Source organism: Antrihabitans stalagmiti (assembly GCF_016482825.1).
Lineage (GTDB): Bacteria > Actinomycetota > Actinomycetes > Mycobacteriales > Mycobacteriaceae > Antrihabitans > Antrihabitans stalagmiti.
This window is the reverse complement of sequence record NZ_JAEMNV010000003.1, coordinates 172,018-192,295: the sequence shown is the minus strand read 5'-3', so window position 1 is coordinate 192,295 and position 20,278 is coordinate 172,018. Positions and strand designations below refer to the sequence as shown.

General features: G+C 61.5%; 21 protein-coding genes. 14 read left to right on the top strand and 7 right to left on the bottom strand.

What is annotated here, in order from left to right:
- Nucleotides 1–8 precede the first annotated feature (8 nt).
- From JGU71_RS09455 to JGU71_RS09445, 3 genes are read right to left on the bottom strand one after another with little or no spacing between them, the layout of a single operon-like run.
- Entirely contained in the window at nucleotides 9–1,619 is a 1,611-nt protein-coding gene (locus JGU71_RS09455) for a flavin-containing monooxygenase (RefSeq protein ID WP_199703827.1), read from the bottom strand.
- Nucleotides 1,616–2,620, bottom strand: a complete 1,005-nt coding sequence (locus JGU71_RS09450; RefSeq protein WP_199703826.1) for an AurF N-oxygenase family protein — start codon at nucleotides 2,618–2,620, stop codon at nucleotides 1,616–1,618. Before JGU71_RS09450 ends, JGU71_RS09455 begins: the two co-directional genes overlap by 4 nt.
- Entirely contained in the window at nucleotides 2,617–3,660 is a 1,044-nt protein-coding gene (locus tag JGU71_RS09445) for a diiron oxygenase (RefSeq protein ID WP_199703825.1), read from the bottom strand. Before JGU71_RS09445 ends, JGU71_RS09450 begins: the two co-directional genes overlap by 4 nt.
- 212 nt (nucleotides 3,661–3,872) lie before the next feature.
- Here JGU71_RS09445 and JGU71_RS09440 point away from each other — a divergent pair, with 212 nt between their 5' ends.
- A complete protein-coding gene (locus JGU71_RS09440; RefSeq protein ID WP_199703824.1) occupies nucleotides 3,873–4,208 on the top strand; it encodes a DUF4873 domain-containing protein in 336 nt (111 codons plus the stop codon).
- A gap of 20 nt (nucleotides 4,209–4,228) precedes the next feature.
- Here JGU71_RS09440 and JGU71_RS09435 read toward each other — a convergent pair whose 3' ends face one another.
- The 3 genes from JGU71_RS09435 to JGU71_RS09425 form a co-directional block, all read right to left on the bottom strand.
- A complete protein-coding gene (locus JGU71_RS09435) occupies nucleotides 4,229–4,849 on the bottom strand; it encodes a TetR/AcrR family transcriptional regulator (RefSeq protein WP_199703823.1) in 621 nt (206 codons plus the stop codon).
- Complete coding sequence (locus tag JGU71_RS09430; protein WP_199703822.1) at nucleotides 4,846–5,523, bottom strand: TetR/AcrR family transcriptional regulator; 678 nt, start codon at nucleotides 5,521–5,523, stop codon at nucleotides 4,846–4,848. The genes JGU71_RS09435 and JGU71_RS09430 overlap by 4 nt, the downstream gene beginning before the upstream one ends.
- Nucleotides 5,524–5,594: 71 nt before the next feature.
- The gene (locus JGU71_RS09425; RefSeq protein WP_199703821.1) at nucleotides 5,595–5,936 is read right to left on the bottom strand and encodes a DoxX-related protein; all 342 of its coding nucleotides are present in this window, start codon (nucleotides 5,934–5,936) and stop codon (nucleotides 5,595–5,597) included.
- A 134-nt stretch (nucleotides 5,937–6,070) separates the two neighbouring features.
- Here JGU71_RS09425 and JGU71_RS09420 point away from each other — a divergent pair, with 134 nt between their 5' ends.
- The 13 genes from JGU71_RS09420 to JGU71_RS09360 all read left to right on the top strand — a co-directional run bounded on the left by JGU71_RS09420 (nucleotide 6,071) and on the right by JGU71_RS09360 (nucleotide 19,941).
- Complete coding sequence (locus tag JGU71_RS09420; RefSeq protein WP_199703820.1) at nucleotides 6,071–7,456, top strand: ABC1 kinase family protein; 1,386 nt, start codon at nucleotides 6,071–6,073, stop codon at nucleotides 7,454–7,456.
- A 74-nt stretch (nucleotides 7,457–7,530) separates the two neighbouring features.
- The gene (locus JGU71_RS09415) at nucleotides 7,531–8,211 is read left to right on the top strand and encodes a hypothetical protein (protein WP_199703819.1); all 681 of its coding nucleotides are present in this window, start codon (nucleotides 7,531–7,533) and stop codon (nucleotides 8,209–8,211) included.
- A 1-nt stretch (nucleotide 8,212) separates the two neighbouring features.
- Nucleotides 8,213–9,838 carry an AMP-binding protein gene (locus tag JGU71_RS09410; protein ID WP_199703818.1) on the top strand — a complete coding sequence of 542 codons (1,626 nt, stop codon included), beginning with the start codon at nucleotides 8,213–8,215 and terminating at the stop codon, nucleotides 9,836–9,838.
- A gap of 144 nt (nucleotides 9,839–9,982) precedes the next feature.
- A complete protein-coding gene (locus JGU71_RS09405; protein WP_199703817.1) occupies nucleotides 9,983–11,380 on the top strand; it encodes a lipase family protein in 1,398 nt (465 codons plus the stop codon).
- A 234-nt stretch (nucleotides 11,381–11,614) separates the two neighbouring features.
- Nucleotides 11,615–12,445 (top strand): ABC transporter permease, encoded by an 831-nt coding sequence (locus tag JGU71_RS09400; RefSeq protein WP_233528998.1) that lies wholly within the window; start codon nucleotides 11,615–11,617, stop codon nucleotides 12,443–12,445.
- A 68-nt stretch (nucleotides 12,446–12,513) separates the two neighbouring features.
- On the top strand, nucleotides 12,514–13,323 hold the full coding sequence (locus JGU71_RS09395) for an MlaE family ABC transporter permease (protein ID WP_307829624.1): 810 nt from the start codon (nucleotides 12,514–12,516) through the stop codon (nucleotides 13,321–13,323).
- Nucleotides 13,324–13,325: 2 nt separating this feature from the next.
- Nucleotides 13,326–14,354 carry an MlaD family protein gene (locus JGU71_RS09390; protein WP_199703815.1) on the top strand — a complete coding sequence of 343 codons (1,029 nt, stop codon included), beginning with the start codon at nucleotides 13,326–13,328 and terminating at the stop codon, nucleotides 14,352–14,354.
- Nucleotides 14,351–15,346, top strand: a complete 996-nt coding sequence (locus JGU71_RS09385) for an MlaD family protein (RefSeq protein WP_199703814.1) — start codon at nucleotides 14,351–14,353, stop codon at nucleotides 15,344–15,346. The genes JGU71_RS09390 and JGU71_RS09385 overlap by 4 nt, the downstream gene beginning before the upstream one ends.
- Nucleotides 15,343–16,365, top strand: coding sequence for an MCE family protein (locus JGU71_RS09380; protein ID WP_199703813.1), 1,023 nt, complete (start codon nucleotides 15,343–15,345; stop codon nucleotides 16,363–16,365). Before JGU71_RS09385 ends, JGU71_RS09380 begins: the two co-directional genes overlap by 4 nt.
- Nucleotide 16,366: 1 nt before the next feature.
- Nucleotides 16,367–17,425, top strand: a complete 1,059-nt coding sequence (locus tag JGU71_RS09375; RefSeq protein ID WP_199703812.1) for an MCE family protein — start codon at nucleotides 16,367–16,369, stop codon at nucleotides 17,423–17,425.
- Nucleotides 17,422–18,414 (top strand): MlaD family protein, encoded by a 993-nt coding sequence (locus tag JGU71_RS09370; RefSeq protein ID WP_199703811.1) that lies wholly within the window; start codon nucleotides 17,422–17,424, stop codon nucleotides 18,412–18,414. The genes JGU71_RS09375 and JGU71_RS09370 overlap by 4 nt, the downstream gene beginning before the upstream one ends.
- Nucleotides 18,411–19,358 carry an MlaD family protein gene (locus tag JGU71_RS09365; protein WP_199703810.1) on the top strand — a complete coding sequence of 316 codons (948 nt, stop codon included), beginning with the start codon at nucleotides 18,411–18,413 and terminating at the stop codon, nucleotides 19,356–19,358. The genes JGU71_RS09370 and JGU71_RS09365 overlap by 4 nt, the downstream gene beginning before the upstream one ends.
- Nucleotides 19,359–19,368: 10 nt before the next feature.
- Nucleotides 19,369–19,941 (top strand): Rv1363c family protein, encoded by a 573-nt coding sequence (locus JGU71_RS09360; protein ID WP_199703809.1) that lies wholly within the window; start codon nucleotides 19,369–19,371, stop codon nucleotides 19,939–19,941.
- Nucleotides 19,942–19,949: 8 nt separating this feature from the next.
- On the opposite strand, the gene JGU71_RS09355 is transcribed toward JGU71_RS09360, so the two are convergent.
- Nucleotides 19,950–20,273 carry a hypothetical protein gene (locus JGU71_RS09355; protein ID WP_199703808.1) on the bottom strand — a complete coding sequence of 108 codons (324 nt, stop codon included), beginning with the start codon at nucleotides 20,271–20,273 and terminating at the stop codon, nucleotides 19,950–19,952.
- Nucleotides 20,274–20,278: the final 5 nt, after the last annotated feature.

Here is a 20,278-nt window from a genome sequence, read left to right as displayed (position 1 = left end):
CTCTGTCCTTACGCGTTGACGGGAAGAGTGTCGGGGAAGGTTTGCGGCGGATAGTCCGCGGCCGGGACTGTCGGCCGCACTGCCGGCGCAGGCTGCCGACCGATCAACTCGTACTCCGAGACGTCGACCCGACGGGTCTGCAACCAGTACTGCCACGTGAAGCCGGCCCAGAGTGTCCTGTTGTTGCCGTGTTCGTCGAGATACCAACTCTCGCAACCACCGGTGTTCCACACCGAACCCGCGAGGTTGCTCTGCAACTTCTCGTTGAACCGGTCTTGGGCCTCTCTGCGCGGAGCGATGGCTGCGACTCCGTTCGCGTCGACCAACTTCATCGTCTCGATCACGTAGTGAATCTGCGACTCGATCATGAACACGATCGAGTTGTGCCCGAGTCCGGTGTTGGGTCCGAGCAGGAAGAACGCGTTGGGCACGCCCGCGACCGTGATGCCGCGATGCGCCTGCACACCTTCCTTGGTCCACCGATCGGTCAGGTCTTCGCCGTCACGGCCTTTGATGCTCAGGTTGGTGAACGAGTCGATCACGTGAAAGCCGGTGCCGTAGATGATCGCGTCGACCTTGCGCTCGACGCCGTCCTTGGTGACGATGCCGTCTGCGGTGACACGTTCGATGGGGTCGGTGACCAGTTCCGTCTTCGGATTCTCGATGGCTCGGTAATAGGTGTTCGAACCGAGCAGTCGCTTGCACCCGGCTCGGTAGTCCGGCGTGAGCTTTTCTTGCACAACAGGATCCGAAATCTGACTCCTGATGTGTCGTCGACCGATCCACTCGATTCCCTTGAGCAGGCCGGGACGCCTGTTCATCGCGTACGCGCCCGATTCCGCGCTCCAATAGATCCCGTTCCGAAGTGCGAACCGCAAGCCGGGCACGCGTCGCAGCGCCCGCTGGAAGCCTGCGGGGAAGTCGACGTTGGATCTCGGCAGCACCCACGGCGCGGTGCGTTGAAAGAGAGCAAGGGAACCAACGCGGTCGACGATCTCCGGTACGAACTGAATTGCGCTGGCACCTGTTCCGATGACGGCAACACGTTTGCCAGTCAGGTCGACGTCGTGATTCCACTGCGCGGAATGGAACGCGACACCAGTGAAGTCCTCGATGCCCTCCAGGTGCGGAATGCTCGGCACGTGCAGCGCGCCGATCGCCGAGACGACGAACTGCGCGACGTACTCCTGCCCGTCGGAAGCAAATGCATGCCAACGATTTTCGGACTCGTCCCAGTAGCCACGTGTCATGTTCTGACCGAACCTGATGTGCGGCCGCAGGTTGTACTTGTCGGCGACTTCCTTGAGGTAGTCGAAGATTTCCGGCTGCTTGGAGAAGAGCTGGGACCAGTTGTCACGCGGTTCGAACGAGTACGAGTACAGATGTGTCGGAACGTCGCACGCTGCCCCCGGGTAGGTGTTGTCACGCCAGGTTCCGCCGACCTCCGACGCCTTCTCCAGAATGATGTAGTCGTCGATCCCGGCCTTCTGCAAAGAGATTCCCATGCCGAGTCCGGAGAAGCCACTGCCGATGACGAGCACTCTGGTGTGCACCGGCGCTGAGCTGTCCTGTTGCGCTGCTGCCTTTTTGGTGCGGCGAGAAGGTTTGGGTTGCGTCACGATGCTTTCCTGTCACGGTCGAGTTCGTCGAGAATGTCTTGTGGCACAGAGCGAGACAGTTTGAAGATGCGTCTGGTGACCGCACCGTCCAACATGCCGACCTCGTGGCCGAATCGCAGCAGCGGCTCTCCTGCGAAAGTTGCGTTTGCTCGGTAGTTCGGGGAGGTCATCGCTGCGAGGAAGCCCTCCCACGGACTGATTCCCACGGATCGGTAGACCAAAGGATTCACCAACACCGGGTACACACCTAGCACCATCACCGCGAACACCAAGCGGTGGAAAGCATTCGACGCCTTGCCGCGGGCATCGATGGCTCGAACCAATTCCTCGCGGGCGTAGGTGATGTGCCGCGCCTCTTCGAGAACGTGGATCTTCATCAACTGGCGCATATGCGGCTGCAACTCGGGATCGTTCATTGCCTCGCGCTGCAGCCTGTCGAGTAATTCCTCGATCAGTAGCGTGCCTGCGAACGACGACGGCCCGATCGGAATGAGGCCGGCGAGTCGGAGAAACTTCCGTGCCCCCTTCGGCATCAGATACGGCTCGACCCCGGTGATGTTCACAAGTCGGCTGAACATCGTGGAATGCCGTGTTTCCTCGCCGATTTCGGCGAGCGCATAACGCGCGTGGTCGTCGGCGAGACTGCCGCTCTCCAAAATTCCGCGAAGCAGCATCGTCGAGAGGCCCGACTCGGCGTAGATGCCGAAGCTGAGCACGCTCGCGGCCTCGTGTTTGCCGAGTTCGTTGCGCTGCTCCTGAGTCAGCTTTTCCCACAGCTTCGTTCCGTACAGAGACTGCCTGTGCTCGGGCATCCATTTCTTGTCGGGGTCGATAGGCGCGTCCCAATCGATGTCGAGTTCGCCGTCGTAGGAGCGGTCCGCGGTCGACCGCAGCAGTCGCTGTGCCGTCTTCTGTCGATCGCCGACCGTCTTGCGTCGAACTGTCGATGCTCCCGCGGTGGTGACGGCCGGGGTTCGCCTCTTCGTCGATTCAATAGTCATGACAGACCCTTTCTCGTTGATCGGTGTACGTCATCGCTTGTCACAAACCCCGCTTGTCTCGAACCCTGCTCGACTCGACCCAGCCGCATGAACGTTGCGGCAACAGGACCGTCGAGGACTCGTTCTTCGCGGGCGAACCGACGGAAAGACGCGGTTGCGCGCCGTGCATTCCTTCCGTAGTTGGCGCTGAAGAACGCCACCAACGCCCCACGCAGCGGCGCGATCCCGACCGATCTGTAGGCAGCCGGATTCACGACGGCGGCGTAACAAGCCGCAGTGACAGCAGCGAGAGCCCAACGATGCAGCGCGTTGCGGATCGGTCCCTGCGCTTCGATCGCCCTGATCAAATCGTCGCGAGCCAACTCGATGTGACGGACGCCGGATACCGAGTGAATCTTGTTGATCTGCTGCACATGTGGCTGCACCCCAGGATCGGCTGCCAGATCCCGGAGGACCGACTCGAGCATCTCTTCGAGCAGGAGCCGAAAGCCGCGTCCGAGCGGTCCGGACGGTGCCATCAACGTCAGCTTCGTCAGCGCCTGCAGTGGCGCGGGCAAGTTGTACGGCTGTGCACCTGTCGCATTCACGAGACGACTGAACATCGTCGTGCTGCGGCTGTCGTCCTGTATCGACGCCAACATAAACCGGGTTTGGTCGTCGACGAGTCCGGCGCCTTCGACGATGTCGCGAAACGTGAGCATCGACAGAATCGACTGCGCATAGATGCCGGCGCTCAGCATGGATACCAGTTCGTGCTTACCGAGTTCGCGGCGTTGCGCCTCGTCGAGTCGGTGCCACAGCCGGGTTCCGTAGATCGACACCCTTTCCGCAGGCAGCCAATACTTCTCGGGATCAGGAGCCGCGTCCCAATCGATGTCGAGATCGGCGTCGTATTTGGTTTCGGATGCTGCGAAGAGCAGCCGCCGTGCGGTTTCCTGGCGATCACCGACGCGTCGTCGATGGCTCACCGGTCCACCGACCGTTGTCGTCACACTTCGGAAGTTGTAGTCACCACCCGGAGACCCGGACCCTGTGGACATCGTTGTCCTCACCACTCTCTAGAGCCGAAGTACGAACAGGCAGTGTCCGAACAACCGATGGCCGAACAACCGGTATCCAATACTGCCAGTTCCATGTACATTCGTAAGTGTGCACCCGATCGGACTCGTTGTCAACGGTCGGTCGGAGGTTCGATCACCGCGAATATTGCTCAGCTGCAAGAGATTTGGCAGCGATCGCCGAGGGAGTACCGATGAACAGCGTTGTTCCGCACAGCCCGCACGAAGGTTCCGACTATCTGGGTCCGGCGACACTCGTCGTCAACGGCACCGAGATAGTCACGCGCATCGAATTGCGGGGCTACCGCGAACCCATCGACGGGATATTTCGGTGGATCGGCCGCATCGATCCGAATCCGGAGCTGACCGCGCTACTCGGCGACGAACCACGAACCAAAGTCGTGGTCCGCACAACTCACAGCGCACGAGAAGCATTCGTCGGCGATCCCGATCCGTGGCATCGCTACCGGATCATGGGTAAGAGCACGCCGCCGTTCCACGTTGCGACCGAACTGAGCGAGGTCGAATAACGCGATCGAACTCTCCTGCGCTACTGCGCGCCCATTCCGTGTCGCACGAAGTCGACGAGCGCAGCGCTCGACACCGTTACGTCTGCCGCGACACCTTGCCCGCCGAGCGCGCCGACCGTACTCGACAGCAACATCGTCAACAGCGCTTCGCTTGCCACCTCGGAGTCGAGATCACTACGGAGAAAACCCTTTTCGATACCGTTCTCGACGTAGCTCCGGTTCGAGGAGACGAATCCCTGATACGCCGTCAGCATGCGCTGCACGAGCTCCTGGTCGATCGAGGCAGCTTCGAAAACGATGAACTGCACCAGCCGCGGCTCGTCGGCAACCAACTCGTGCAGTCGTCTGTTGATGCGGTCCAGCTGTGCGAGAAAGTCGTCGAGGGTGGTCGCTGAACCCGGATCGTCCGACCCGACGAGCCGATCGGCGAGTCGTTGGCTGCCGTAGTCGATAACGGCGTCGAGCACGTCGCGTCTACTGTCGAAGTAGTTGTAGAACGTGCCGTGGCTCAAGCCGAGCGCGCTGACGATGTCCGCCACCGACGTGTTCCGGTAGCCCTTGCTCAGAATCAGATCCGACGCTGCGTGCACCAGGTCGGCTCGGCGTGCTTCCAGCCGATCAACGGCTTCCTGCGCGGTCATGATGCCGTGGTCTCGGGAACGCGAAGGGCCGCGGCAAGTATGGCGACCGTTGCGGTCGCGAACCGATCGCTCACCGTCGGCGTCAAGGTGCCCAGAATCGCGTGCCGCACACCCGGCATCACGAGAGCGATGACGTAATGGCTGTACATCGCGGTGTCGACCTCCGCGCGTACCCAGCCCTTCTCCTGGCCGTCTTGCATGACGCGCGCGATCGCCTCTGCGAGAAACCCTTCCAACCCGAGCATGCGCGCGTTCAATTCGGCATCTGCCGCGCTTGCCTCGACCAGGATCAGCTTCAACAGATCCGGCTGAACTTCGAGCGTTGCAGCCATTCGCTTCGCGATATCGACCAGTCGATCCGAGAATTCGTCGAGCGAGTCGATCGGTCTCATCAGATCATCGGTCATGATCACGCCGACGAACTGTCCCGCCGCGTAATCGAAGACGTGGTCGAGAATTTCGCGCTTGCTCTCGAAGTACCGGTAGACCGTGCCCTGTCCGACACCCGCATGCCGTGCGACGTCGGAGATGGTCGTCGACTCGTAGCCGTTGGCGGCAAAAACGTGATACGCAGACTGGACGATCTGCTCTCGACGGCGTTCGGCGAGGCCCTCCTGCTTGGGTCTTCCGCGGCGTGGGCGCACCACGTCGGCGTCTGTCGTGTCGCCCGTCACCTGTTCACCGCCTCGCGTCGCCGTCTAGTTCTATGTTCTCTCGCTTCTGCGAACCGTACCGGCCTGGTCGTTCAGCGTTGCGAAGACACACGATTCGCTAGGAACGCCACGTAGGCAACCGAGCCAATCGCACCGACCGGACGCGTCCGGCGGAAGGTGATGGCCAGGCCGAGCAGCAGTTCGGTGAACCCGTTTCGGTAGGTCCACTGGCGTGTCTTCTCCGGAAATGCAGTGGCGGTGAGGGTGTCGAAAGCTCGCGGCGCTGTGAAGTGCGCGGCGCCCGTTCCCGCAAGGCCGAGCCCGATCACCCGTGCGGGCAGACTGTCGGGGGTGCGTACCTTGAGCACGACCGGGGTTTTCGATGCCCTGCCTGACACGAGTGCTTGCTTGGCCTTGCGTTTGCGTCCGTTCATCTGCGACGTTCCTTTCGTGGCGAATGCTCTTGGTGCGGCGAACGGCTACGCTCGAAGTTCACCGGTGTAGATAGAGTGACACGTCAGTCTAATTAATGCGATAGCACGGCACATGGGGCTACCGAAGGGTCCATATGAACGACCGAGTACCGACCTCCCGAGTAGCGCGCGGCTCGAAGATCGGGAAGGCAGCCGCTGGCCAGGCCCTACGCAATGCGGGCACACGTGCATCCATGCTCGGGCGCTCCGATGAGGCGAAGGCCAGGATCTCGGAGAAGGCAGTGCTGCAAGCCGCCGATCAACTCGTCACCGTGCTGGGCAGCATGAAGGGCGCGGCGATGAAGATCGGGCAGATGCTCTCGGTGATCGACCTCGATCTCGTTCCGGAATCCCATCGCGAGCACTTTCAGCGCAAGCTCGCGGTGCTGCGCGATCAGGCACCCAAGGTCTCGTTCGACGCAATGCGGAAGATCATCGAAGACGACCTGGCGCGCAGCATCAGCGACGTGTTTGCCGAGTTCGACGAAGTGCCGATCGCGGCGGCCTCCATAGGCCAGGTGTATCGCGCCCGACTCCACGACGGACGTCGCGTGGCGGTCAAGGTGCAGTACCCCGGCATCGACATCGCGATCCGTGCCGACATGAAGAACCTCGCCATGTTTCTCAAGTTCTGGCGTTCGACGATCCCCACTGTTGCCGCTCCCGAACTCGCACGAGAGATCAAGCTGAACATGGAGAGCGAGCTCGACTACGAGCGCGAAGCCCGTACACAGCACAAGCTCGCGCAGCTGTTCGCAGGCCATCCGTTCATCGCGGTACCCGACAGCGTTCCGGCAGCCAGCGGTCGGCGTGTGGTTGTGACCGAGCTGTTCGACGGACAACCTTTCGACGCGATTCGCGCACTGCCGCAACAGGATCGAGATCGAGTGGGCGAGATTATCTACCGGTTCTACATCGGTTCGATGTTCAGCTACAGCGAGTTCTGCGGTGATCCACACCCCGGAAATATCCTGCTCGGCTCGGACGGAAAGGTCGGCTTCATCGACTTCGGGCTCTACAACAAGATGGATCCCGTCCACGTCGACTTCGAGAAGCAATGCCTCCGTGCCGCATCGGAGAACCGCAGCCAGGACCTTTTCGATCTGATGGTGCGCAGGGGCGTGATCAACGCCGACGCAGGGGTGTCGATCGACGAGTGCCTCGACTACGTCTACGGAGCCGCAGGCTGGCACCTGAACGACGAATCGATCGAGATAACTCCCGCGATGGCGAGTGGGAGCATGTTGCTCGCGATAGATCCGCGAATCTCCGAGTTCTCCGGCATGCGGCATCAGAACCTGCCGCCCGAGCACATCTTCTCCAGGAGAGCGGAGTTTCTCACGTTCGGCGTCCTCGGTCAGCTCGGCGCAACGAACAACTGGCATCGAATCGCCAGAGAGTGGGTCTACGACGATCCGCCACAGACCACGCTCGGCACCGCTCATGCCGAGTGGGAAAGCTCACGAATATTTGACGAATGATACATCAGTCGGTTTAATCAGCTGATGCTTGCCCCGCAGCCGTGGCAGTGCTCGATACCGCTCAGGAGAACGCAATGACCAGTCCCTTCCGCGACCCCGACATAGCCGACGGCGAGAAGTCGGTCTACGGAATTCGGGTCGGGGACGACCCAACGATGTACGAGGTATCGAGCATCGTCGAGCACGACGGCGCCTCGTACGTCTCGGCGGTCGAAGCCGGGGTCAAAGATCAACTCTCGATGCAGGTCGAGCAACGATTCCGCCGCGAAGGCGGCCGGATTCACGCCGAAAGTTACAAAGCGGCAAGCTTTTTCGACGGCAAACTGGTCACCCGCGAAGAGGGCTACTTCGTCGACACCCAACACCTGCAGTTCGGCGGCGAACTCCAGCCGTTCCCGAAGGGTGTCATGCCGCTGATCGGCGGACTGACCCTGTTGCGGGGACTCGACTTCACCAAGGGCGCGAAGTCCAAACACAACATCTGGCTTGCGTTTTCGATCTACTGGCCGCTCGAGGTCAAGATCGAGAAGCGCACAAGGGTGGACATCACGGCAGGCAGCTTCGACGCCTGGCAGGTCCGCATCCGGCCGGGATTCAGTCATATCAACGGCCTGCTCGACAAGGTCATCGCAGGCTTCCTGCCGCCCTTCGTCGCACATTTCGAAGCCGACAACTCACATCGGTTGCTGCGGTTCAGCTTTCCGACCGGGCCGATGCCGTGGAATCCGCGTGGCACCCTCGAACTGACCGCCTGACGTGGAGCCCTTCAGCGCAGCATTCGGGCTCGCCCGAGCCGCTGGACCGGTCATCCGGTCCGGTGCGCTCCGCCCGTCCTCGCCTGCACGATTGGCGAAGATGGGCGTTGCAGCATTGCGATGGGACGTCACTCCCGCCGCTGCTCTCGCTGTAGGCGCACGACGCTTCCCGCACCGAGTCGCGCTGATCGACGACGACGGAGCGATCACCTATCGCACGCTCGACGACGAAAGCACCGCGCTTGCAAAGGCACTCGCGAGTCGCGGCGTGGATGCCACCAGCCGGGTCGCGATTCTGTGCCGCAATCACCGAGGCTTTCTGCAAGCGGTTGTTGCTACCGGGCGGATCGGCGCCGACCACATTCTGATGAATACCGGTCTTGCGGGCGGTCAGCTCACCGAAGTGTTACGCGAGCAGCGGGCAGACGTTCTCATCGTCGATGCCGACTTCTCCGAGACCGCGGGCCTACCGGGTCTGAAGGTAGTTCAAGCCTGGGCACCATCGGACGCGCCGCGCCTCGGGACGAACATTCCGACAATCGCGGAACTTGTTGCATCCCGGTCCAATACGCGCTTGCCCTTCCGGCCGCGGGTCGGTCGTTCCATCATCTTGACCTCCGGCACGACGGGCACACCGAAAGGTGCGAAACGAAGTGCACCGCGCAATCCACTCGCGGCAGCAGCGTTGCTGTCGCGAATTCCGTTGCGTGCAGGCAGCATCGACCTCATCTGCGCTCCGGTATTTCACTCGTGGGGCTTCGGTGCGTTGATGAGCGCCGTCGCGATGGGCTCGACCGCAGTGTTGCAGCGGCAGTTCGATCCCGCTGCAGCACTGCACGCGATAGCGAAGCATCGAGTGGACTCGCTGTTCGTCGTCCCGATCATGCTCGGTCGAATACTTCAACTACCGAAAGACGAACTGGAAGCGGCTGATACATCTACGCTGCGCGCGATCATCGCGTGCGGTTCTGCAATTCCAGCACCCGTCGTAGTTGGCTCCCTGAGGCGATTCGGACCCACGCTCTACAACATCTACGGCAGTACCGAGGTGTCGTTCGCCTCGATTGCGACACCCAAAGAGCTTGCAGCGCATCCGACTACCTCCGGCAGGGCACCGTTCGGGACCACGCTGGCGATACTCGGCGACGACGGCCGTCCAGTTCCGTCGGGAACCGTCGGTCGCGTATTCGTCGGAAACTCGATGTTGTTCGACGGGTACACGCGTGCGGGCGAGTCGAAACAGGTCATCGACGGGCTGATGGATACGGGCGACCTCGGACGACTCGATTCGAATGGACTCCTCTTCCTAGCCGGACGGGCCGACGACATGGCCGTTTCCGGTGGCGAGAACGTCTATCCGCAAGAGGTCGAGCGGCTTATCACCGAACTACCCGGCGTACGTGAGGTCGCGGTGATCGGCGTTCCGGATCCAGAATTCGGGCAACGGCTGGTCGCCTTCGTCGTCCGCTCCGACTCCGAATCCGATACTCCCACAGAAGAATCCGTCAAGTCTGCGGTTAAGCAGAGCCTGGCGCGATTCAGCGTGCCACGGGAAGTTCACTTCATCGACGCCCTACCCCGCAATCCGACGGGAAAGGTGGTTCCGCGGCTGCTTCGGCAGTTGTAGCTAGCCCTCTTTTCGACCCGATGCCCCTATTGGCTCAGTGCATTGACAATCTGAAAATCTAAATTACCGTTATGCCAGTTGTGACGGCCCGCACATGCAACGTCGTGATGTGGCGGCGTCTCCCCCGAAAGAAAGCCTTCGATGATGACTGCCCGTAGATCGACTCGCCTCCTCGTATGTGGCGCCGCGGCCGCGTTGCTGACGACCCTGATGTCCGGTCTGGTCGCGGACGCCGATCCAGCGCCCTCCGCGGTAGCGATCGAACCCGCACCCGCCGTGACCCTTCCGCCAGAGTTCGACGAGTTCTATCGACCAGCAGCTGGTCTGGTTGCCGATGCCGAACCCGGTGAAATTCTGCGGGCGCGCGCGATCCTGCCAGCATTCTTCGGCATCCTGCACATGGACGTCGACGCGCATCAGTTGCTCTACCGCACGAACAACAGCCAGGGCCAGCCGATCGCGACCGTCACCACGATCCTGACCCCACGTGGACCGGCACCTGCCGGCGGACGAAAACTGTTGTCCTATCAGATAGCCGAGGACTCGGCCGCGCAATACTGCGCGCCGTCGTACGTCGTCCAGTCCGGCGCGATCCCGGCCGACTACGTCAACGCTGCCGAGATTCTCATCCCCATCGCGGCAGGCCTCGGTCAGGGCTGGACCGTGGCGATGCCCGACTACGAGGGCCCCAACTCGGCGTATGGCGCGTCGCGCCTCGGCGCCCAAGCCACACTCGACGGGATCCGTGCCGCGGAAAACTTCGCTCCATCGGAGCTGAGCGGTCCGTCGACCCCGGCAGCCCTGTGGGGCTACTCCGGCGGCACCATTCCAACCGCATTCGCCGCCGAGATCAAAGACGAGTACGCACCGGACTTGAACATCGTAGGTGCAGCATCGGGCGGCGTCGCTGCCGCAGACTTCGAAGCCGTTGTGCGGCATAACAACAACGGTCTGTATGCGGGACTCATCAGCGGCGCGTTCGTCGGAATCGCCACCGAGTACCCGGACATGCAACGAGTGTTACGCGAGCGGGTCGACATCGTCGGCCAGTTCGTCCTCGCCTCGAAAAAATTCCTGTGCCACCCGATGGGAACGGCAGTCTTCCCGGGCCTCAACTACCTCGGGACATTCCAGGGTGCCGATCCATTGCTCATCCCCGAGATCAAACACGCGATCATGGACAACTCGCTCGGTCAGCGCACCCCGTCGGTGCCCGTGTTCATGTATCACGCTCAGAACGACGAGATCATCCCGATCGCAGGCACCGACCGCATCTACGAGAAGTACTGCAACGAAGGCGCATCGAGCGTGACCTACGTCCGAGAGTTCCTCGCCGAACATATCTCCGGCGTCTTCACTCAGTTGCCGAGCGGCTTCTACTGGCTCAAGGATCGACTGGAGGGTGTTCCCGCACCTGCAGGCTGCTCGAGCACGAGCCCACAGACGCTCGTGAACGATCCGCAGTTCGGACCAGGACTCGCAGCAATCTTGCCCGCGGCGGCGCAGGCACTCGTCGGCCAGGCGATCGGCGCGGGTCGGTGATCGCACGCGCGATCGTGGCATTCCTACTCACGATCGCGCTATCACAGACTCGGCGGTGCCTACGACCTGCAGCGTAGCGAGAAATCCAACTTTCTTCTGATGATTGGCTTCGCCTGGGATCGGAGCGATTAATACAAGACTGATGAATCAGTCCGATTAATGTGCTACGTTTCACATCGCCCGACGGCTGTTGCGTCGGTAACTGACATCACTCGAGGAAAGAGGGGCGCGTCCATGCTCGACACGCTCGCCCGGACTCCTGCTCGGACGCTCCGCTGGGGCATCGATCTCGGTCTGTCGGCGACCCGCACTGTCGGTCGAGCGCTCCGACTCGGCCTCGACGCAGGCATCTACCTCGCCGTCGACACGGTGCGGCTTCGACATCCCCTGCGAGAGACGCTGCTGCAGGCGTGGTTCATCGTCAGCGTGACCGCCTTTCCTGCCGTGCTGGTCTCCATACCGTTCGGAGTGATCGTTTCCGTGCAGGTCGGTAGCCTCACGCAGCAGGTCGGCGCGACGTCGATCGCAGGCGCTGCAGGCGGACTCGGCGTCATCAGGCAGGGCGCACCGATTGTCGCGGCCCTGCTTCTCGGCGGTGCCGCGGGATCAGCGATCGCCGCCGACCTCGGCGCCCGAACCATCCGCGAGGAGATCGACGCCATGAGGACGATGGGAATCGATCCCGTCCGCAGGCTCGTCGCGCCACGGCTCGCGGCGATGGCAGCGATGGCGCCGCTGCTCTGCCTCGTCATCGTGTTCATGGGGGTAGGAACCGGCTACCTCATCAATGTCGGCGCACAGGGCGGAACGCCCGGCAGCTACCTCTCCTCCTTCGCGTCGTTCGCAACGATCTCCGATCTCTTTGTCGCCCTGGCAAAATCGATCCTTTTCGGCGTGATCGTCGTGATCGTTGCCTGCCAGCGCGGCTTGGAGGCCACCCACGGACCCAAGGGCGTTGCCAATGCCGTCAACGCCGCCGTGGTCATCGGAGTGATGGCCGCATTCGGCGTCAATCTGGTTATTACTCAGCTTGTTTCGATGTTCATGCCAACCAGGATCGGCTGATCGTGATCGATACGACGGCGAAGGTGCGGCCGTACGGCACCAAACACGTTGTCGACGCTGCGGCCAAGATCGCTCGATCGCCCGCAAACGTCGCGGAGCACCTGGGACACCAGTTCACGTTCGCCTGGCAGGTACTCGTTGCGGTGCCACACACCATCCGGTCGTATCGACGCCAGACGATGCTCATCCTCACCGACATCACCTGGGGCAACGGTTCGATCATCGTCGGCGGCGGAACCGTTGCGGTACTTGCATTTCTCGGCGTGGCGGTCGGCGGATCGATCGGCGTCGAGGGCTTCTCGACGCTGGACATGGTCGGCATGGGTCCGCTGACGGGCTTCGTCTCGGCATACGCCAATACCCGTGAGATGGCACCGATGATCGCCGCAATCGGATTCGCAGCTCAAGCGGGCTGCCGAATGACCGCAGAGATCGGCGCGATGCGTATCTCCGAGGAGATCGATGCTCTGGAAGCGACTGCGGTACGGCCGATTCCGTTCGTCGTGACGACCCGGGTCATTGCGGGTGTCATCACCATTGTCCCGCTGTTTCTGCTCACCTTGATCCTGAGCTACCTCTCGTGCGCTGTCGTCGTGAACGTGCTGCACGGTCAGTCGTCTGGAACGTACTACCACTACTTCGGTGCCTTCATCGCGCCGTCCGACGTGTTCTTCTCGATCGTCAAAGCGGTCGTATTCGTCGTGATGATCATCATCATTCATGGCTACCAAGGCTTTTACGCAAGCGGCGGGCCAGAGGGCGTCGGCCGTGCTTCGGGACGCGCGATCCGCGCCAGTCTGATCGGCGTCGTCATCGCGGACATGGTGATGACACTCATCTTCTGGGGACTCGACTCCGGAATCAGGATTTCGGGGTAACTGTGCCTGTATTCCAAGACTTCTCGGGTCGAGCAGCAGGTCGAGCCTCGCTGCGGCTCCGTGGCCTCGCTGTCGCAGCAGTAGTCGCGGTCGCAGCGGTCGCTCTCTCCGCATACAGCGACGGCAAGTTCAGCGACCGGTTCACCGTCTGGATCGACGCATCGACAGTAGGGGAGGGTCTAGCCCCCGGCGCCGAGGTGAAGTTGTACGGCTTCGCAATCGGAAAGGTCACGCAGATCGACACGCTCGGGTTCGGCCACCAGCAGTTGGAGCTCTCCCTCGATCGATCCCAAGCCGAGCACCTGACCGACGATGTGACGGCGCAGTACACCTCGTCGAACGTATTCGGTTCGACCGCAATCGAACTCGTCAACCGCGGCGGAGGTGCTCCGCTCGCCGAGGGCGCGACACTGCACATCGGTGAGAACAGCGCGAACGCAACCATAACCAGCGTGTTCCGCAAGGCCGGACAGCTGACCCGGGTGCTCGACACTGACGAGGTCGACCAGCTCTTCGATCTGCTGATAACCAACACGGAAACACTCGGTCCAACGGTTCGGGCCTTCTTCGAAACCGCGAAGTTGCTTGCGGACAACAAGCGCGCACCTGTTGCGGAATACCTGAGGATCGGCGGCGAAGTCGGCGCAGGCGCTACCGAACTCACGCCACCCGTCGTCGACCTTATTGCTCGACTACTGGACACAAGCGCGTATTTCGGCGAGACAGCAAACCAGGATCGAACGAACAAGGCGATCTCGGGTCTGGCGGATCAAGCGCTCACCCCGCTTGCGGTCATCTTGAGTGACAACCAGACCGACATCTCGACCATCGTCGACACCCTCCTTGACCTGGTGATACCGATCGCGGCTTCGATAGGCACCGTCGCGCCGACATATCACCGACTGCCGCAACTGCTCGAGCGGATCGGTGCCGCGTTCCCTGTTGTCGACGGCCGAGTGCAGTTGCAGCTCGAACTGATCTCGAAGGACATGCCCTATCTGGTGAATTCGATTGTCGGAGTGCCGAAATGATGACCCTCCGTGCTGCCGTCGTGCGGCTGACGATCTTCGTCGCAGTTGTCACCGCATGCACGGTCGTCATCGTCACTGCCCTCAGAACACCGGTGGAGGGCAAGCAATTCGAATACGACGCCTTGTTCGCCGACGTGTCGGGTCTGTTCGCAGGTGACGACGTCCGAATGTCGGGCGTGCAGGTAGGAAAGGTCGAGACTGTCGAACTCGACGGCGTCGTTGCGCGAGTGCGATTCACGGTGCAGACGGATCGACCGGTGTTCCGCACGACGCAACCCGCGATTCGCTATCAGAACCTGTTGGGACAGCGCTACATCGAACTTGTCCAACCGGAAAGCGCGGACGCACCGGTCGAAAGCGATTACACCTTCCCGCTCGAAAGCACGATCTCGAGTTTCGATGTGTCCAAGTTGTTCAACGGCTTTCGGCCCTTGTTCGACACACTCGACTCGGCACAGCTCAATCGGTTCGGAGAAAACATCCTTCGAGTTCTCCAGGGCGATGGTGCCGGGATCGGCCCTGTCCTCGCGGACTTGGACAGCCTGACGAAGTATGCAAAGGACCGCGAGGCCGTAATCGTGCTACTCATAAAGAATCTCGGCGAAATCTCCAACCAGATAGCCGGAAAATCGGCGCAGGTAGGCGATCTCGTCGAGCAGCTCGGCAGCTTGCTCAGCAGATTCAGTACCAAGGCAGACGAAATCGTTGTCTCGACCAAGACTGCCAATCGCGCGCTCCAGCCGGCTGTCGAACTGCTCGAGCAGTTGCAGGACAGCTATGACCAGAGTTATCTCCCGCTCGACGGATTGTTCAGACGACTCACTCCCCGCGCCGACCAACTGGTCGAGATTCTGTCGCTCGTGCCGTCGTTGCTGAGTGGTCTCGACAGTCGTACCGACGCCGCGAGCTACAACTGCACGAGCGGCGGCGCGGACATCCCCGGAATCGGCAACGTCGTACTCGGGAACCAAAGCCTGGTGGTGTGCAAATGACGAAGCTGACGATCCGCAAGCACACGATCAGGACCCGCCGAACCGCTGAGGACGAGGCACAGACCCAACTCCGTTGGGGTGTAATCGGTATCGTCGTCGCGATCCTCGCCCTCGCCGCGAGCGCCGTCATCTATCTCGTTCCGTTCGGCACCAAGACCTACGTCGCCGACTTCTCCAGCGCCGCAGGTGCGCGCAGCGGCAACGAGGTCCGCGTCGCCGGAATCAAGGTCGGCGCAGTCGAATCGGTGCGCTTGGCCGACGACCACGTAGAGATTCGCTTCAGTGTCGACCGAGACACACACGTAGGCGATCTTTCCGCCGTGGAGATCAAGATGCTCACACCGATCGGTGGCCACTACCTGTCGCTGTCACCGGACGGCGACAACGACCTCGGCACGAATCACATACCACCGGAACGCACCCGGACTCCGTACGAGATCACCGACATCCTCCAGGACGCCACACCCGTACTGCGCGACGTCGACGGCCAGACTTTGCGCGCAACGATCACCGAGGTCAACAACGCGATCGCGGGCCAACCCGATTCGATTCGCAACCTGCTGACCAACGTGAACGACCTGACTGGGGTTCTTGCGCAACGCTCGGACCAACTCGACAAGGGACTCGCAGTCTCCGACGAGTTTGTCGCCGCCATTGCCGACGACCAGGCGATCCTTGCCGACTTCGTCCGACAACTCGGGATCGTCGCGGTGAAACTAGGTTCCCAGAAAGCCGATGTAGTGCAGACCTTCCAGCTCCTGCGTCGACTTGCCGATGTCGTGCACCGTCCGGTCATGGCCTACGCGGAGGGACTCGAGCCGCCGATCGCCGATCTCGAAGCAGTTGTGCAGAAGGTGTTCTCGGACCAGGGCAAGATCGACGACGTCATCAGCGGCATCAAGGAGTTCATGGCAAAGATCTCGGGGATGCTCGGCATCGACGGTGTCACCATCGATCAGTCTGCCAACACGATCACCGGCACAGGCCTCTGCATTCCGACCGCAGCGAAGGGCTGCTGACATGGCAGACCGTCGAAAGCTCACCTATGTCGCCCTCGCCGCAGTTGCTGTCGTGGTCCTCAGTGGGGCAGCGACCTCCGCGGCAAACAGCGTCGATCTCTACTCGACGAAAACCCTGTGCGCGGAGTTCACGGACACGGTCGGGCTGTACGAGGGCAACAACGTCAGCCTCATGGGCATCGAGATCGGCAGTGTCACTGCGATCGAACCAGTCGGCGACCGAATGCGGGTGACGATGAAGGTCGACGACGACATCGATCTTCCCGCAGATGTCGGTGCAGTGACCATGTCCAGCTCGATCGTCACCGATCGGCATGTCGAGCTCACCGGCATACACCGCGACGGGCCCCGTTTTGTTGCTGCACAATGCATCCCACTCGACCGCACCCGTACGCCGATCGGTATCAGCGAGACGTTCGACGCGGTCAACACCGTCGCTGCAGACCTGCTCGGTACCAAGACAGCGGCGGGAACTCCAGCGACACAGCCGGATCCGATCCTTTCGGACACCCTCAACTCACTCGACGCGGCGCTCGTCGACACCGGTCCGACGTTCAATTCATTGCTGCGGCGTTTGTCGACGTTGGTCGGCGATCCGGCGGGTCGCGACGTAACGGTCCGGCGACTCATCGACAACCTCGACCGCCTGACAACCATGTTCGTCACCAATTGGCCCGATTTCCGCACGCTGCTGGACAACCTCGGGAACGGTCTCGAAACGGTGGACGGCGTTGTCCAGGGACTCGGCACAGCAATTGCACGAGTGAACGAGCTGCTGCCGGTCGCGGCAAGGACCATCGACAAGTACGACGAGCAGTCCTATACGTTCCTGGACAAAGCGATTCCATTCGCACACCAATTGCTCAGCCGCGCTGGTGATATCCGCGATCTCCTCGCCTATCTTCCCCAGGCGTCGCGGGATCTGCTCGCAATGTTCGACCCGGTCTCGAATGCCGTTCGCGTGCAGTATCTACCACCGCAGATCGAAGTTCGCCGGGACGGCCAACAGACTCAGGTCGACCTGCTTTCGTTGCTTCTCGGTCAGGCGGTGCCGCGATGAAACAGCGACTCGCACCAACACTCGCGTTGGTCGTAATCGGCGTCGCCGGTTGCGGTTTCAACCCCGCGGAACTGCCGATTCCAGGCACCTACGTGGACGGCGACAAATACTCGGTGCGCGTCGAGTTCTCCAGCGCACTGAACCTTCCCGACAAAGCGAAGGTTGTATCCGAGGGAGTGGAGGTCGGCATAGTAGACAGCGTCGATCTGGTCGGCGATTCCGCTGTCGCAGCGGTCGACCTGCAAAGCGCTGTCCGCCTTCCTGTCTCGACCCGTGCAGAGTTGCGCCAGGCGACAATTCTCGGCGAGATCTACGTGTCGCTGCAGCCCCCGGACAACTCGTCGGGACCCTACCTCGCCGACGGTGACACCATCCCGAGAGCGCAGACCGCACCGGCCGACAATATCGAGGATCTACTTCGCGGAATGTCGAGCATCGTGTCCGGTGGACGGCTCGCGCAATTGCAGGATGTCGTCAATCAGTTCAATTCGGCCTTCCCTGCGACGGACGAAGACTTTCAACGGATATTCGTCGCAGGTCAGAGCGCTCTGCGCGATCTGACGGTCAACACCGACGATATCGACAACATTCTCGATTCGGCGGCGTCGATCTCGACCGATCTGGCGGCGAACAAGGAGCGTGTCGACCAGATGCTGCAGTACGGTCCGGCACGTGCAGAGGGACTCAGCGGCGTCGTGTTCGGCGTCGTCGAGTTGATCTTTCGGCTGAGGGACCTGGCGCAACCGCTCGGTGACATCCTTGTTCCGATATCGGGCGACCTCCGCGACATTATTGCTGTCATCGCACCGGCGCTGGTGACGATAGGCAACGCCGACACAACGGTTCCGATGAATATCGACAAGACCAATCAGTTGTTGCGAGACAAGCTCATTCCCTTCCTCTCGACCACACCGAACATTCACATCGACGCCTCGGCGCAAGCTGATCACCTTATCCAGATCCTGCGTTCGATCGGGGTTGTGAGATGAAGATTCCGGCACCTGTCTCGCTAGTCATGCTGCTCGCAATGACGTTGGTGTGTTCGGCCTACATGGCCGTTGCGGTCCTCGACATCGATCCGCGACGGGACACGAACACGATCACCGTCCTCGTCGACTCGTCGGGCGGTCTGATGGAGACCTCCGAAGTCGACCTGAGAGGTATGAAAATCGGCCGCGTACGGCAGATTTCGACAACAGCCGACGGCCTTGCGGTGGAGATCGAGGTGGACGCGGCCTACCCGATCCCGGTCGACAGCGAAGTACGGATCGGCAATCTGTCTGCCGCGGGCGAGCAGTACCTCGATTTCCGGCCACCGTCCGCCGACGGACCCTATCTCGGCGACGGCGCGATTGTTCCTGCAACGCAGGTGAAGGCATCCGCGACAGTCAGCGACACATTGACCAAAATCGATTCGCTGACTGGACAATTGGATGCAGCAACCTTGGAACGGCTGGTAACCACGGTGTCCGTCGGCAACAAGGGGCGTGAGGCCGACATAGCAAACCTGAGCCGGGCGACCATGATGTTCGCGCAGATGCTGCAGGACAAGAAGGACCCGATCACGCGGCTCTACGTCAACCTGCAGACACTCGGCGACAACTTCGACGGCTACGGCAGTGTGCTCGGTGACACGACGCCTGTGGTCTCGGCTCTGACTCCCAACGGTGTTCAGATCATCCAAGAATTCGAGGAATACTCCCACGTCGCCGAGCACGTCTGGGATCACCCGATCGGACCTCTGGTAGCAAAGATCGGCGAGTACCTCGCACTTCTTGCGCCCGATCTTGCGTTGGTATCGACGGTCGTCAAACCCGCGACATCGCAACTCCGACCGCTTCGAGTCGATCTCGGCTCGATCATGAACATCCTGCTCACAGTGTTCCCGGACGGTGGTCCGGCCCGTGTCGCAGTGGCAGTGCCCAACAAGTGAGGTGAGACGAATGACTGTTACACAAGAGAATCCGACGATCGCCGACAAATCCGTCGATGAAGCATCGCTCCAACCAGCGCGCGTCAGCAGAAGGACGACGACTCTCGCAGCCGCGTTCACCATTGCAATGGTCGCAATCGTCGCGGTCCTCGGTTGGAAGTGGCACGCGGCCTCCAACGATCTGAATGCCATCACCGCGGAACAGGCGAACCGCGCCGCAGCAGCACAACTCGCGAACGACTACGTGTTGCGGTCGTTGACCTACGACTACAAGAACCTCGACGGCTTCTTCGCCGGCGTCGCCCAGGACGCCTCGAATACGTTGCAGGACAGATACACCCAGGTCCGCGAGACCCTCGGCGCGATCATGACCGAGGCACAGGTTGTCGCGTCCGGCAGCGTCGCAGCGACATCCGTCGAATCGTCGGGCACCGATCGCTACATCGTGACGGTCTTCGCGACGCAGAAGACTCAGAACGTGCAGCAGCCGGAGCCTGCGAGTGTGCCGAATCTGCTCTCGGTGACCGTCGCCCACATCGACGGCAAGTGGCTGGTCGACGATTACGGTCCCAAGGAGAGCTGATCGTCAGGTCAGTCCACACCAGGTCGACCGCGGCGGAGCAAGCGGACCAATCCTGTAGCGGGAGGCGATATTCCGATCGCCGGAGCGGCGAACAACCATGCCCACAGCCAACCCGAAGCGATGCCTGAGTCGTCGATTGTCGCCAGCACCGTGAGCACAAGCTGTGCGATCCAGAACGGACCTATGTAGAGCAGCGCGGCGAACCCGACGGCGACTCCACCCTCCCAGCGCATCGACGCGTCGGCCTCGTCCCGGACCTGCCGTGCAAGTAGCGTCGCCACGATCGCAATGCCAAGCCCGAGCAAGAGTGCGCACACGTCCTTCACCGGCATTGCTC